A 14,617-nucleotide genomic window follows, 5' to 3' on the forward strand; every position below is an offset into this window, starting at 1 on the left:
TTGCCGATGCGCGGCCTGTTCAAGCGATGCTGTCGATCCAGCGCGGGAGATCGCCAAGCCGCTGCAACGTGGTGAAGCGGGCGCGGTCGTCCGGCGGCGCGGCCGCTTCGTGCGCCCATCCGCCCGCCTGCGGGATGAACGCCGCCCATGCCCCGGCCGCAAGCGCCGGCAATACATCGGAGCGCATCGAATCGCCCGCCATGACGCAGCGTTCGGGCCGCGCATCATGCCGCGCGAACAGGCGGCGAAACGTATCCGGCGTCTTGTCGCTGACAATCTCGATCGCGGAGAAGCGGCTGCCAAGCCCGGAGGCGGCTAGCTTCATTTCCTGGTGCAGAAGATCGCCCTTGGTCACCAGCACCAGCCGCCCGCGCGCCGCCAACCGCTCCAGCGTCTCCTCGATCCCGTCGAACAGTTCGACCGGGTGGGCGAGCAGTGCGCGCCCCGCCGCCAGAATCTCGCGCACCGCCGCGATCGGCAGCGCCTCGCCGCCAAGCTCGAGCGCAACCTCGATCATCGAAAGCGTAAAACTCTTCGCGCCATAACCATAGAGTTCAAGGTTGCGCCGCTCCACCGCCGCCATCGTCTCGCGCGCGATCCCGGCGTCAGCGAACGGGGCGAGCATGGCCATCAGCGCTTCTTCAGCCGCGGCGAAGAAGCGCATGTTGTGCCAGAGCGTATCGTCCGCATCCAGGCAGATCAGATCGACGGTCATCAGCGTTACCAGAGGATACCGCGCTCGGGCGCAAGGGGCGCCGGCGCCTCATCTCCCAGTGACTGGAGCAGGTCGATCTCTATCGTGCGACACATGGCGGAAAGCGGCACGTCGTGCACCGTATTCGAGAACGGATCGACCAGATCGTCGCCGATCCTGAGCACGGCGAGGAACATCAGACCGGCCACGGTTGATCCCAGCGGCGTTGCGAAACCGAGCGATTCGACCAGCCCGATCGGCAGCAGGACGCAGAATACATGCGCGAACAATGTCGGCATGAAGCGATACTGGGTCGGCAGCGGCGTGTTCTTCAGTCGCTCCATTCCGCCCTGCGCATTGGCGATATCCACCAACGTCGCCTCCAGCCGCGATTGCAGGATCGTGTCGATCCAGCCACGCCGCCGGGCGTCGTCAATCCGCCGCCCGGTGCCGTCGAGCAGCCCGTTGGCGATATTCACGCGCGCCAGCGCCGGCTCCGCCTCTCCCTTCGACAGAAAGCGCAATACTTCGCCATCGACCGGCTGGCGACGAAGCTGGCAGCGCAGCGCGTTGACATAGGCCAGCTGGCGCAAGACGATCGTCCGTCGCAAATCATGCGCCTCGGGAAAGTTCAGGAAATTTCGCGCCTGGCGCGAAAGGCTGCGCGAGGCGTTTATCATCGCGCCCCACAATACGCGCCCCTCCCACCAGCGTTGGTAGGCGGAGTTGCTGCGAAACCCCAGGAACAGCGCGAGCGCCGAGCCGAACAGGGTGAGCGGCAGCGACGGGGCGCGAAACGGCAGCACGAAATAGACAATGGTTACGGCTACGTCCCACACGAACAATATGGCGAGCGGGCGCCATACTTCGTGGAGGAGCCGGCTGAAGCGGGGGGCGGGTGAAACGATCATCGCGCGCAGCAACGCTCGTGCGCGAATAACGATGCGTCAGCCGACGAGCGCACGATCCCGCAGCCCGCGCCAGACGCGCAGCGCCTGTACCGTTTCCGCCACATCATGAACGCGCAGAATCTGCACACCCGCATCCGCACCTTTCACCGCCAGCGCGACCGAGCCGCCCAGGCGCTCGCCCACCGGCGCCTCGTTAGATAGCGCGCCGATCATCCGCTTGCGACTCACCCCGAGCATGATCGGGCATCCAAGCCCATGGAAAAGCGCAAGATTGTTGATGAGCGCGAGATTGTCTGCGAGCGATTTTCCGAAGCCTATGCCGGGATCGACGATGATGCGGGCGCGATCGATCCCGGCTGTCACTGCCGCCTCGATCCGCGCGTCGAGCCACTCGAACACCTCGCCCACGACATCGGCATATCCCACGCCGCCATGCGGCCCCGCCTTCGGATCGGGCGAGTGCATCAGGATCACCGGGCAGCCGGCCCGCGCGACCACGTCGGAAGATCGCTCGTCCCAGAGCAGGGCGGACACATCGTTGACGATCCGCGCGCCGGCGGCGAGCGCCGCCTCCATCACCGGCGCCTTGCGCGTATCAATCGAAACGAGCCCGCCCGCCGCCGCCAGTTGCGCGGCCACCGGCGCAACCCGCTTCGCCTCGTCGCCTTCCCAGACAAGCGGCGCGCCGGGACGAGTCGATTCGCCGCCAAGATCGATCAGCGCCGCACCGGCGGCGAGCATGTCGGTCCCCGCAGCCGCCGCGCCGACCGGATCGTCGGCATGCGCGCCGCCGTCGGAGAAACTGTCCGGCGTGACGTTCAGGATGCCTGCAACGACCGGCTGGTCGAACCGAAGCGTCCGTTCGCCCAGCGTCAGCGGCGGCCGAGACGCAATGATCCGCTCGTGCAGCAGGTGCGCGCGCGCGCCCAGGCCCGCGATTTCCGACAGCGGCACGATCCGCCGTGCAGCGCCTTCGCGCACCTCATAGGCAGCGAACCACAGCATGCCTCCCGCGAGCCGCGCGACGCTGCCTTCCGGCAAGCCGACAGGCGTGTCGACGAAATGGACCGGGCGGAGATGCAGGCCGGACAAGGTGGCTCAGATCTGTGTCGCCAGCAGATAGGTCTGCCGGACGGCATCGATCGGCTTCAGCACGCCTTGGTCCTCATAATGCCAGAAGGTCCAGCCGTTGCACGCCGGCGCGCCCTGCAATGTCGCGCCGAGCTTGTGGATCGATCCGATCGCCCCGCAGTCGCTCGCCAAACTGCCATCGGCGCGCACCGTGGCGCGGAAACGGCGCTTCGCGTCGGTGATGACGCTGCCCGCCGGCAGCAGGCCGTTCTCCACCACCACGCCGAACGCCACCTTGGGCTGCTGCTTGGGCGATTGCATCGTCGACAGTGCCGATTCGTCGAGCGGCAGCGCATCGGTGATGCGCTCGATCGCCGCCGCGCAATAGGCCGCTTCGCGCTCGATCCCGATCCAGCGCCGCCCGAGTCGCTTAGCCACCGCGCCGGTCGTGCCGGTGCCGAAGAACGGATCGAGCACCACGTCGCCCGGCTTCGTGCAGGCGAGCAACAGGCGATAGAGCAACGCCTCCGGCTTCTGCGTCGGGTGAACCTTCTGCCCGTCCTTCTTCTTTAGCCGCTCCCCGCCGCCGCAGATCGGAAACTCCCAGTCGGACCGCATCTGAAGCTCGTCGTTGAGCGTCTTCATGCTGCGATAGTTGAAGGTATATTTCGCCTTCTCGCCCTTCGACGCCCAGATCAGCGTTTCATGCGCGTTGGTGAATCGCGTGCCGCGGAAATTGGGCATCGGATTGGATTTGCGCCAGATGATGTCGTTGAGGATCCAGTATCCCAGATCCTGCACCGCCGTGCCGACGCGAAAGATATTGTGGTAGCTGCCGATCACCCAGATCGTGCCGTCATCCTTGAGGATGCGGTGTGCCTCCGCCAGCCAGGCGCGGGTGAACGCGTCATAGGCCGCGAAGGTATCGAACTTGTCCCAATCGTCGGTGACGGCATCGACATGGCTGCCGTCGGGGCGGAAAAGCTCGCCGCCGAGTTGCAGGTTATAGGGGGGATCGGCGAAGATCATGTCCACCGATCCGGCCGGCAGCGATTTCATCGTCGCGATGCAATCCCCCATGAGGATCTGGTCGAGCGGCAGGACCGCCGCCTCGTCGGCGCGCCCGCGCTTCGCCCGGACCTTCTCGATAACCCCCATGCGTGCCCCCTTCGTGAAGCGCCAGAAGCGCGAAGCAGGTGGAATCCGTCAAGCAATCATTGGTTAACGGCATGGTTGACGAGGCGGGTTGATAAGTCGTTAACGAAGCGGAACATTTCGTGCCCGCTCGTAGATGTTGAGTCCCGCCCCGCGCGCTTGACTCAATATGTCGCGGTGTGACGCGAAAGACTCACAGCGCCAGAACCGCCTGCGCGACCGGCGAAAAACTTCGGCGATGCAGCGGCGACGGCCCGAACTCGCGCAATCCGCGCAAGTGCGCGGCGCTGCCATAGCCCTTGTTCGAGGCCCAGCCGTAATGCGGATATGATTCGTGATGGCGAATCATGATTGCGTCGCGCGTGTGCTTCGCGACGATCGACGCGGCGGCGATCGACACCGACAACGCATCGCCGCCCACCAGCGCCGTCGAAGCATAATCCCATCGCGGCAGACGATTGCCATCGACGAGAACATGGCCCGGCACATGGCCGATCAACGCCGTCACCTGATCCACCGCAAGCGTCATCGCCTTCATCGTCGCCCAGTGGATATTGAGCGTATCGATCTCTTGCGGCTCGATCACGCCGATGCCGACGATCGCGCAGTCGGTGATCCGCGCGAACAGCGCCGCCCGCGCGATGGCCGAGAGCTTCTTCGAATCGTCGATTCCCCGCGGCACCCCCTTCGCCGGCAGCACCACGGCGGCGGCGACCACTGGCCCAGCGAGTGGACCGCGCCCCGCCTCGTCCACCCCCGCAACAGGAGGCAGGCAAAGCCGCTCATGCTTCAATCCGGGCATGGCAGGCGCCATGGCGGGAAGCGGCGATTCTCGCCAGCGGTGTAGAGGCAGAGCGCGTTGCCGGCGGGATCGGCAAGCCGCGCCTCGCGCCAGCCCCACGGCTGATCGATCGGGTCGGTGACCGTAATTCCGTGCGCACGCGCCGCGCCAACCGCGGCGCCAAGGTCCGCGACTTCCAGGAAAACGATCGGGCAGCCATCGATTTCGGCAGCCGCCTCGATCGACAAGGTGGCGCCACCCGCGCTCTCGAATCGGGCATAGCGGCCCGCGCTGTCGACGATCGGCTTCAGCCCGAGCGCGCGATAGAATGCGAGGCTCGCCTCATGATCCTTTGCGGGCAGCGTGATCTGATTGGGTGTCGCGCCGCCCACATCCAGGTCGAGACGCACCTTGTGGTGCCCCATCGGCCCATGACCCCCGCCGAACCCCGGCGCCTCGCGCAGCGCGATGCGCACGAAAATCCGCGCGCGGGCAATCGCATCGTGCAGCGGCAACCCCCGCCCCAGCCCCTCGGCGATCGCGCTGGAAAGCGTGCAGCCGGTGCCGTGGGTGTGCTGTGTGTCGATGCGCGGGGCAGACCAGCGCGCGACCTCGCCGCCCGGCCCGATCAGCCGGTCGGAAATCTCCTCGCCCTCGCCATGCCCGCCCTTGACCAGCACATGCGTTTGCAGCCTGCGGGCATAGGCGAGCGCCGCGGCGACGGGATCGGCGGCGTCGTCGCCAGTCAGCGCCGCCAATTCGGGCAGATTGGGCGTGACGACCGTGGCAAGCCTCGCCAGCCGCTCCATCGCCGCGATCGTGCGATCATCCGCGAGCACCGCGCCGCTCGTCGCCACCATCACCGGATCGAACACGATCGGCACCCGGCACCGCGCGGACGATAGCTCGTCGGCCACGGCCTCCACCGTATCCGGGCCACCGATCATGCCGATCTTGATCGCGTCCACCCCGATATCGTCGACCACGCACGCCATCTGCTGCACGACGAACGCGGGCGGCACCGCGTGGACAGCATGCACCCCACGCGTATTCTGCGCCGTGAGCGCCGTCAGCGCCGTCATCGGATGGCCGCCGAGCATCGTCACCGTGCGGATGTCCGCCTGGATTCCCGCCCCGCCCCCCGAATCCGAACCGGCGACGATCAGCACGCGCGACGTCACCGCGCTCAACCCTTGAAGTGGCGCTGCGTGGCGGCGGGATGCTTGCGCAGCGCAGCGCCGACCCGGGCGGGGCGATCGAGCAGCTCGCCGCCGCAATTGGGGCAGCGCTCGTCCAGCCGGTCGGCGCAATCGGCGCAGAAAGTGCATTCGAACGAGCAGATGAAGGCACCGCCCTCGTCAGCAGGCAAATCGACGCCGCAGCGTTCGCAATCGGGGCGCATCTCGAGCATGATGCGGTCATAGTGCGGCGAGCAGAGGGGATACAAGCATGCGGACGTTCATGTGGATGCTGGCGCTGGCGACGGCGTCCGGCGCGCAGGCGGAGACGCGCTATGTCCACGCCGGCCGTCTGATCGATACCGAACATGGCCGGGTACTGACCGATCAGCGCATCGACATCACCGACGGGCGCGTCACCGCGGTCGGCCCCTGGACTGCCCCCCCGCCTGGCGCGGCGGTGACCGACTGGTCCGCGCTGACCGTGCTGCCCGGGCTGATCGATTGCCATACGCACATCGCGGACGGCTATGCCGACAGCGGCGATCCGGCCGAGGCGCTCCACCATTCCGCCGCCGCCACCGTGCTGAAAGGCGCGCGACGGGCGCGCGAGACGCTGGAGGCGGGGTTCACCACGGTGCGCGATGTGGGCGTGTTCCGCGGCCTTTCAGACGTGGCGCTGCGCGACGCGATCGAGGCGGGCGACGTGATCGGCCCGCGCATGGTGGTGGCGGGCGCCTATCTCACGATTCCGAACGGCGGCGGCGCGGTGACGGGTGCTGCGCCCGATGTGCCGGTGCCGGACGAGATGCGGCTCGGCTATGTCCGCTCCGCCGACGACGCGCGCAACGCCACGGATCTGCTGCTCGGGCGCGGGGCGGATTTCATCAAGATGATCGCGACCGGCGCGGTGCTGGCGGTAGGCTCCACGCCCGGCGCGCTCGAACTGACGCCCGAGGAGATGAAGGCCGCCTGCGACGCGGCGAAGCGGCGCGGCAGCTATTGCATCGCCCACGCGCATGGCGCCGAGGGCGTAAAGGCCGCGATCCGCGCCGGCGCGCGATCGATCGAACACGCCAGCCTGATCGACGACGAGGGGCTGCGCATGGCGCGGGACATGGGCGTATGGCTCGACATGGACATCTATGACGGCGACTGGATCGACGCGCAGGGCACGAAGAATGGCTGGCCCGCCGAATATCTCCGGAAGAACCGCGAGACGACCGAGGCGCAGCGCCAGGCGTTCGCCAAGGCGGTGAAGCTGGGCGTGAAGCTGTCGTTCGGCACCGACGCCGGCGTCTATCCGCACGGCCTCAACGCCCGGCAATTCTCCTATATGGTCCGCTACGGGATGACACCCATGCAGGCGATCCAGTCCGCGACCGTCGTGTCGGCGGCGCTGCTGGGGAAAAGCGCGGATGTCGGCGCGCTGTCAGCGGGGCATCACGCCGATATGGTGGCGGTGTCCGGCGATCCGCTGGGCGACGTGCGGGTACTCGAAAAGGTGGCGCACGTGATGAAAGGGGGAGAAGTGATCCGATAGCGGACCGGCGTCGCTCCGTTTCAGCACATATCGATGATCGAGCACGTGCCCGCCGGTCGACGGGTTTGCGCGACTATGCGACAATTTCGTTCGAGCCCCGCCTTACGCCCTGCCTCGTTGCGCGCTCATGCCACGGCCTTCACCGCCTCGCACACCCGGTCCACCACCGCTTCGACATGCGCGCGGTCTTCACCCTCGGCCATGACGCGGATCACCGGCTCGGTGCCGGAGGCGCGGATGACGAGGCGGCCACGGCCGTCCAGCTCGGCTTCGGCGGCCGCGATCGCTTCCTTTACCGAGGCCACCTCCAGCGGCTTTGCCCCGCGTTCGAAGCGGACGTTCTTCAACAGTTGCGGCAAGGGATCGAAGCGGTGGAGCACCTCGCTCGCGGGCGCGCCCGCCCGCTGCACCTCGGCGAGGATCTGGAGCGCGGCGACCAGCCCGTCGCCGGTGGTGCCATGGTCAGACAGGATGATATGGCCGGATTGCTCGCCGCCGACATTGTAGCCGCGCGCGCGCATCGCCTCCAGCACATAGCGGTCGCCGACCCCGGTTCGCACCAGCCCCAGCCCCTGCGCGGCGAGGTGGCGCTCAAGTCCCAGGTTCGACATGATCGTCGCGACCAGACCACCGCCTGCCAGCTGCCCGCGCCGGGCGTAGCTGGTCGCGATCGTCGCCATGAGCTGATCCCCGTCCACGACCGCGCCGGTTTCGTCCACCACGATCAGCCGGTCCGCATCGCCATCCAGCGCGATGCCGATCGCGGCGCCGCTGGCGACCACCGTTTCGGACAAGGTCTGCGGCGCGGTCGATCCCACCCCGTCGTTGATGTTGCGACCGTTGGGCGACACGCCGATCGGCACGATCTCCGCGCCAAGCTCCCACAGCGCGGCGGGCGCGACCTGATAGGCGGCGCCATTGGCACAATCGATCACCACCTTCATCCCGTCCAGCCGCAGGTCGTTGGGGAAGGTCGATTTGGCGAAATGGATGTACCGACCCTGCGCATCGTCGATCCGCCGCGCGCGGCCGATCTGCGCGGCTGGCGCCAGCGATACCGCGTCGCCATCCACGCCGTCGATCAGCGCCTCGATCTCCTTTTCCGCCTCGTCCGACAGCTTGTAGCCGTCGGGGCCGAACAGTTTGATGCCATTGTCGGCGAAGGGATTGTGGCTGGCGGAGATCATCACGCCCAGATCGGCGCGCATCGATTGTGTCAGCATCGCAACCGCAGGGGTGGGCATCGGCCCTGTCATCACCACGTCCATGCCGACGCTGGTGAAACCTGCAACCAGCGCGGATTCGAGCATATAGCCGGAAAGCCGCGTGTCCTTGCCGATCAGCACGCGGTGACGATGGTCGCCGCGCTGGAAGTAGGTGCCGGCCGCCATTCCCACCTTCATCGCCATCGCCGCTGTCATCGGCGAGATATTGGTGAGGCCACGAATTCCGTCGGTGCCGAAATATTTTCTTGCCATCGCCTGCGTCCGCCTACCCTATTCGCGCATTGCCCGTGGCTGATAGCGTCGCGCGATCGAAAGGGCGAGCCAAAGGACAATGATGTCGCCATCCACCCGAATTCTGCTGGCGCTGATCGCCGGCATCATCATCGGAATCATGATCGCGGGATATGCGCCACAGGCGGTCGATCCGGTCACCTCGGTCGCCGGGCCGATCGGCCAGGCGTGGCTCAACGGCCTGCAGATGACGATCGTGCCGCTGGTCTTCTCGCTGCTCGTGACCGGCGTCGCGGCGACGGCGGAGGCGGCACAGGCCGGCCGCCTCGCCGGCCGCGCAGTGGGGCTTTACCTTGTCGTGATGGCCGCGTCGGCCGTCGCGGCCGCGTTCCTCACCCCGCTGTTCCTGCACATCGCCCCGCTGCCGATCGAATCCGCCGCCGCGCTGCGGCGCGCGCTGGCCGGTGCCGAAGCCATTCCGCCGGTGCCGCCCGTCGGCGCCTTCCTCGCCGGGATCATCCCCGCCAACGTGCTGAAGGCCTCGGCGGACAGCAACTTCCTGTCGATGATCGTGTTCGCGCTGATCTTCGCCTTCGCGCTGATGCGGATCGATGCGGGGTTGCGCGAGTTGCTGACGCGCTTCTTTTCCGCAATCCGCGATGCGATGCTGGTGGTGATCGGCTGGGTGCTGTGGATCGGCCCGGTCGGCGTATTCGCGCTCGCGCTCGTCGTCGGCGCGAAGGCGGGCGGCGGTGCGTTCCACGCACTGGTCCATTACATCCTGATCGTCTCGGCAGTGGGGCTGGTGGTGTCGCTGTTCGCCTATCCGCTGGCGATGTTCGGCGGGCGCGTGGGGCTCGGCCATTATATCCGCGCCGGGCTGTCGACGCAGGCGGTGGCGATCTCCACCCAATCCTCGCTCGCCTCGCTGCCGGCGATGCTGGCAAGCTCGCGCGCGATGGGCGTGCCGGTGGCGACCGCCGGCGTCACCCTGCCGCTCGCGGTGGCGATCCTGCGCGCGACCGGGCCGGCGATGAACTTCGCGGTGGCGATCTATGTCGCCACCTGGTTCGGCGTACCGCTTCACGCCACCACGCTCGCGGCGGGGGCGCTGGTGGCGATGTTGACCTCGCTCGGCTCGGTCAGCCTGCCCGGCACAGTCAGCTTCGTCGGTGCGATCTCGCCGGTGTGCGCGACGCTTGGGGCGCCGGTCGCACCGCTCGGGCTGCTGGTCGCGGTGGAGACCATGCCGGACATTGTACGCACGCTCGGCAACGTCATGTGGGATCTTGCCACCACGATTACGCTGGCGCGCGGCCAGCGCGTGGCGGAGGATGAGGCGGACACGCTCGTCGAAGGAATCGAAGCATGAAATATCGCACATTGGGTGACGGACTGAAGGTATCGGCGATCGGCATCGGCTGCATGCCCATGGCGAGCAAGGCGGGCGGGCGGATCAACTATGGCCACGCCGACGACGTGGAGAGCATCGCCACCATCCATCGCGCGATCGAGCTGGGCGTGACCTTCTTCGACACGGCCGAGGTCTATGGCCCTTTCACCAACGAGGAACTGCTCGGCCGGGCGATCAAGGGCAGGCGCGATGGGCTGGTGATCGCCACCAAGTTCGGCCTGATGGGTCCGAAGGGCGATTTCGCGGTCGATTCGCAGCCGTCGAACATCCGCCGGGCGTGCGAGGCGTCGCTGGGGCGGCTCGGTATCGAGGCGATCGATCTCTATTATCAGCACCGCGTCGATCCGAACGTGCCGATCGAGGACGTCATCGGCACGCTGGCGGATCTGAAGTCGGAAGGAAAGATCCGCCACATCGGCCTGTCCGAAGCGGGCAGCAATACGATCCGGCGCGCAGCCGCCACCCATCCGATCGCCGCGCTGCAAAGCGAATATTCGCTGTGGGAGCGCGATATCGAGGAGGATATCCTTCCCACTTGCCGCGATCTGGGCATCGCGCTGGTGCCTTACAGCCCGCTCGGGCGCGGCTTTCTCACCGGCCAGATCACGTCGCGCGCGGATCTGGAGGAGGGCGATTATCGCCTCAACGATCCGCGCTATTCCGAAGAGAATTTCGCCGCGAACCTCAAGATCGTCGATGTCGCGAAGGAGATCGCGGCCGCGCACGGCGCAAGCCCGGCGCAGGTCGCGCTGGCGTGGTTGGCGGCGCAGGGGCCCGATATCGTGCCGATCCCCGGATCGAAGCGACGCGCGACGCTGGAGGATTCGGTCGCCGCTGCGGATCTGACGCTTGGCAGCGATGATCTGGCGCGGCTTGAGGCCGTGGCGCCGCGTGGCGGCACGGCGGGGCCACGCTACCATGAGCGGATGATGGCGATGACGCGGATCTGATCTGCCGTCAGGATAGCGCCTAGCCCATCCTCGACATCGGCAGCTTATTGACAAGGATGTGAACAACCCTTATTGACATGTGTGTCAGTAAGGAGCGATTCGATGGCCGCTACCCTCCCTCCGTTTCCGGGCACCACCGGGCGCCGCGACTGGCGCACCGCGTTCGACGCGATCCGCAAGCTGCTCAACAACGGCGACGATACGGTGCAGGTTTTTCGTATCATGCGCGCACTCAACGTGAGCGATGCCGCAAACGGCTATGCGCGCCTGATCGCCACCGAAAACGGCGGGCGGATCGCCTATGACCAGGTGGAGCTGGCCCAGGTCTTCTCGCAGCCGGGGTTCGCCAGCCAGTTCGCACCGGGAACCGTCGGCGCCGCCTATCGCGAGTTCCTGGAATCCACCGGCTATTCCGCCGATGGCCTTGCGGAGGTCAGCCGCGAAGGTTCGGCCATGGAGGATCTGGCGCATCCTTATGCCTGGTTCGGCCGGCGGATCCGCGACACGCATGACATCTGGCACGTGATGACCGGCTATAAAGCGGACGAGAGCCTGGGCGAAGCGGCGCTGGTGGCATTCAGCTACGCACAGGTCGGCGGCCTCGGGTGGGCGTTCATCGGCACGGCCGCCGCGCTCAAGAGCATGCGCGTCACCAAGGGCACGCTGTTCGCGAAGGCCGTCTGGGAAGGCTATCGCAATGGCCGCGCGGCAAAATGGATTTCCGGCGAGGATTATCTCACGCTGCTGCACGAGCCGCTCGAATCCGCGCGGCAACGCCTCGGTATCCGCAAACCAGAAATCTATCTCGAGGCACAGCGGGTGCTGGGGCCGGAGATGGCCTCCTATCTCAGCAACCGCCGCGAGCAACCTGAGGCGGCGACACCCGCGCCGCAGCAGCTCGCCGCCTGAAACCGGCTCCCTCTCCCCGGGGAGAGAGGATGGAGGGGGGGCCACGGCGCGTCGTGATCCCTTGGCGCGCCGCCCCTCCATCGACACTGCGTGGTGTGCGCGGGCGGGCTGGTGTCGCCCCTGAAACAGCGCCTATGGCTGCTGCGATGCTCGATCGGCTCGTCCTTACCGATTTCCGTAACCACGATGCCCTGGCGCTGGTGCCCACGCGCGGGTTCATCGTGCTGACCGGGCCAAATGGCGCAGGCAAGACCAACGTGCTGGAGGCGGTGTCGCTGCTCGCGCCGGGGCGGGGTCTGCGCCGCGCCGCGCTGGGCGAGATGGCGCGCGCAGACGGCGACGGCGGATTCGGCGTCGCCGCTACGATCGCGGACGGGACGGAGCTCGCAACCGGCACGCTGACAAGTGCGCCCGAGCGCCGCGTCGTGCGGATCAACGGCGCGGCAGCCACCGCGAACGCCTTGGCCGAGCGCCTTTCGATCCTCTGGCTGACCCCGGCGATGGACCGATTGTTCGCCGAACCGGCCGCTGGACGGCGCCAGTTCCTCGATCGGCTCGCGCTGGCGCTGTTTCCCGGCCATGCGACCCACGCCACGCGCTACGATGCCGCGATGCGCAGCCGTAATCGCCTGCTCGCGGAAGAGCGGCCGGACGCCGAATGGCTCGGCGCGCTGGAACGTCGCATGGCGGAGCACGGCGCGGCGATCGACAGGGTGCGGCGCGAAACAGTCGCCGCGCTGGCCGAGAAACTCGCGGCGCAGCCACCGGGCGATTTTCCGCGCGCCGGGCTGGCGCTCGAAGGATGGAGCGGGGATGACGCGGCTTTGTCGGAACAACTCCGCGCGGGGCGCGCGCGCGACGCCGCCGCCGGACGGACGCTGGCCGGGCCGCATCGCGTCGATCTCGCCGTGCGGCATCTCGAAAAGGATCGCCCCGCCGCGCTCGCGTCCACCGGCGAGCAGAAAGCGCTGATGCTCGGCATCATCCTCGCCCATGCCGAGCTGGTCACCGGGCGCACCGGCACACCCCCGGTGCTGCTGCTGGACGAGGTGGCCGCGCATCTCGATCCGGGCCGCCGCGGCGCGCTCTTCGCGCGGCTCGCCGGGCGCGGGCAGGTATGGATGACCGGCACCGAACCGGCGCTTTTCGCCGACGTGCCGTCCCACGCGACGCGGATCGCGCTATCCTGACGAGCGAGGGGTTTACCCGTTCGCCCTGCGCGCTACGCTGGCGTGATGGAGCGGGATCAACTGGAGACTGCGGCGCATCGTGGCGAATGGCGCGGGGGCTGGCGCATCGTGCTGGCGGCGATGATCGGCATCGGCTTCGGCCCGGGGCTGATGCAGAATCTCTCCAGCCTGTTCACACCCAGCCTGACTGCCGCGTTCGGCTGGTCACGCGGCGATATCGCCACTGCCGCCGGTATCGGCCTGTTTGGCGCGCTGCTGGTTCCGCTGATCGGGCGGCAGGCGGATCGGTTCGGCCCACGCCCGGTAATCGTGGCGGCCACGCTGGTGCTCTCCGGCGGGCTGTGCGGCATCGCGGCCACGAACGGCGCGCTGTGGACGTACCAGCTATTAGTCTTTGTCGCCGCGCTCAGCATCGCGGGCACCAGCTCGGTCGTCTATGGCCGCATTATCGCCCCGCGGTTCGTTCGCCATCGCGGGATCGCGCTGGGTGTGGCGACGTCCGGAATCTCGATCACCACCCTTGTGTTTTCACCGGTGATCGCCGCGGTCATCGCGTCTCATGGCTGGCGCGCGGGGTTTCTCGCGCTGGCAGGGCTGGCGGCGTTTGTCGGATTGCCGCTGGTCTTGCTGCTGCTGCGCGGCGCGGCCACCCACCAGCCGGAGCGCGTTCCCGTTCCCGATAACAATATGCCGGAAATCGTGGTTGGCGGCATGAGCGGAGCGGAAGCGCGCCGCGATCCACGATTCTGGCGGCTCGGCGGGGCGGCGGCGCTCATCAATGTGGCAAGCGTCGGGCTGGTCACGCAACTGGTGCCGTTCGGTATCGACAACGGCCTTCGGCTCGACGAGGCGGCGCTGCTTGTCACGAGCTTCGGCGCGGCGCAGATCGTCGGGCGGCTGGCGATGGGGCTGCTTGTCGATCGTTTTCCGGCGCAACGGACGGCGGCCGCATTCGCAGGTGTGTCGGCGATGGCCTTCGCGGCGCTGCTGATGCCGATCCCGGGAACGGGGGCGCTGGTGGCGTCCGTCTTCTTCGCGATGCTGATGTACGGGGCGGAGAACGATCTCCTGCCCTATCTCACCGCGCGGCTTTTCGGGCTGCGCGCCTATGGCGAGACATACGGTACACTACTGACGATGGCGCTGTTCGGCACCGCCGGCGGGATCGTCATGTTCGGGCGCCTGCATGATTCGACCGGCGACTACACGATCGCGCTGTGCGTCGCGGCGGGGGCAATGGGCAGTGCGGCGCTATTGTTCCTGACACTGACCGATCGGCCCACCCACGGCCGCGGGCGCGCCGGATACGGAGACGCCGCCGCCGGTATCAAACCGACGACGGCGTCGTAGAAAGCGGTCGTCCC

14 protein-coding genes are annotated in these 14,617 nt (G+C 67.6%); 6 read left to right on the forward strand and 8 right to left on the reverse strand.

Annotated elements, in window-relative coordinates; translation table 11 throughout:
• Positions 1 to 19: 19 nt before the first annotated feature.
• The 7 genes from ACM61V_RS02550 to ACM61V_RS02580 all read right to left on the reverse strand — a co-directional run bounded on the left by ACM61V_RS02550 (position 20) and on the right by ACM61V_RS02580 (position 6,023).
• Entirely contained in the window at positions 20 to 715 is a 696-nt protein-coding gene (locus ACM61V_RS02550; RefSeq protein WP_137785515.1) for an HAD family hydrolase, read from the reverse strand.
• Between the two features lie 5 nt (positions 716 to 720).
• Positions 721 to 1,605 carry a bestrophin family protein gene (locus ACM61V_RS02555; RefSeq protein ID WP_137785516.1) on the reverse strand — a complete coding sequence of 295 codons (885 nt, stop codon included), beginning with the start codon at positions 1,603 to 1,605 and terminating at the stop codon, positions 721 to 723.
• A 36-nt stretch (positions 1,606 to 1,641) separates the two neighbouring features.
• Complete coding sequence (folP, locus tag ACM61V_RS02560) at positions 1,642 to 2,688, reverse strand: dihydropteroate synthase (RefSeq protein ID WP_249341411.1); 1,047 nt, start codon at positions 2,686 to 2,688, stop codon at positions 1,642 to 1,644.
• Positions 2,689 to 2,703: 15 nt separating this feature from the next.
• The gene (locus tag ACM61V_RS02565) at positions 2,704 to 3,834 is read right to left on the reverse strand and encodes a site-specific DNA-methyltransferase (RefSeq protein ID WP_137785517.1); all 1,131 of its coding nucleotides are present in this window, start codon (positions 3,832 to 3,834) and stop codon (positions 2,704 to 2,706) included.
• A gap of 190 nt (positions 3,835 to 4,024) precedes the next feature.
• Positions 4,025 to 4,633 carry a ribonuclease HII gene (locus tag ACM61V_RS02570; protein ID WP_137785518.1) on the reverse strand — a complete coding sequence of 203 codons (609 nt, stop codon included), beginning with the start codon at positions 4,631 to 4,633 and terminating at the stop codon, positions 4,025 to 4,027.
• Positions 4,621 to 5,793: a bifunctional hydroxymethylpyrimidine kinase/phosphomethylpyrimidine kinase gene (gene thiD / locus ACM61V_RS02575; RefSeq protein ID WP_137785519.1), complete on the reverse strand. Its 1,173-nt coding sequence runs from the start codon at positions 5,791 to 5,793 to the stop codon at positions 4,621 to 4,623. Before thiD ends, ACM61V_RS02570 begins: the two co-directional genes overlap by 13 nt.
• 5 nt (positions 5,794 to 5,798) lie before the next feature.
• Positions 5,799 to 6,023 (reverse strand): DUF1272 domain-containing protein, encoded by a 225-nt coding sequence (locus ACM61V_RS02580; protein ID WP_137785520.1) that lies wholly within the window; start codon positions 6,021 to 6,023, stop codon positions 5,799 to 5,801.
• A gap of 38 nt (positions 6,024 to 6,061) precedes the next feature.
• Here ACM61V_RS02580 and ACM61V_RS02585 point away from each other — a divergent pair, with 38 nt between their 5' ends.
• A complete protein-coding gene (locus tag ACM61V_RS02585; RefSeq protein ID WP_137785521.1) occupies positions 6,062 to 7,333 on the forward strand; it encodes a metal-dependent hydrolase family protein in 1,272 nt (423 codons plus the stop codon).
• Positions 7,334 to 7,458: 125 nt separating this feature from the next.
• Here the strand turns inward: ACM61V_RS02585 and glmM are convergent, their stop codons facing one another.
• A complete protein-coding gene (gene glmM, locus ACM61V_RS02590) occupies positions 7,459 to 8,811 on the reverse strand; it encodes a phosphoglucosamine mutase (protein ID WP_137785522.1) in 1,353 nt (450 codons plus the stop codon).
• A gap of 82 nt (positions 8,812 to 8,893) precedes the next feature.
• Between glmM and ACM61V_RS02595 the strand changes: the two genes are divergently transcribed.
• The 5 genes from ACM61V_RS02595 (at position 8,894) to ACM61V_RS02615 (ending at position 14,603) form a co-directional block, all read left to right on the forward strand.
• Positions 8,894 to 10,162 (forward strand): dicarboxylate/amino acid:cation symporter, encoded by a 1,269-nt coding sequence (locus ACM61V_RS02595; RefSeq protein ID WP_137785523.1) that lies wholly within the window; start codon positions 8,894 to 8,896, stop codon positions 10,160 to 10,162.
• Positions 10,159 to 11,154, forward strand: a complete 996-nt coding sequence (locus ACM61V_RS02600) for an aldo/keto reductase (protein WP_419713786.1) — start codon at positions 10,159 to 10,161, stop codon at positions 11,152 to 11,154. Before ACM61V_RS02595 ends, ACM61V_RS02600 begins: the two co-directional genes overlap by 4 nt.
• 102 nt (positions 11,155 to 11,256) lie before the next feature.
• A complete protein-coding gene (locus ACM61V_RS02605; RefSeq protein ID WP_137785525.1) occupies positions 11,257 to 12,063 on the forward strand; it encodes a Coq4 family protein in 807 nt (268 codons plus the stop codon).
• A 146-nt stretch (positions 12,064 to 12,209) separates the two neighbouring features.
• Positions 12,210 to 13,253, forward strand: coding sequence for a DNA replication/repair protein RecF (gene recF / locus ACM61V_RS02610; RefSeq protein ID WP_137785577.1), 1,044 nt, complete (start codon positions 12,210 to 12,212; stop codon positions 13,251 to 13,253).
• A gap of 45 nt (positions 13,254 to 13,298) precedes the next feature.
• Entirely contained in the window at positions 13,299 to 14,603 is a 1,305-nt protein-coding gene (locus tag ACM61V_RS02615; protein WP_137785526.1) for an MFS transporter, read from the forward strand.
• Positions 14,604 to 14,617: the final 14 nt, after the last annotated feature.

The organism is Sphingomonas sp. TX0543, from assembly GCF_048565505.1.
In the GTDB taxonomy this organism is placed as follows: Bacteria; Pseudomonadota; Alphaproteobacteria; order Sphingomonadales; family Sphingomonadaceae; genus Sphingomonas.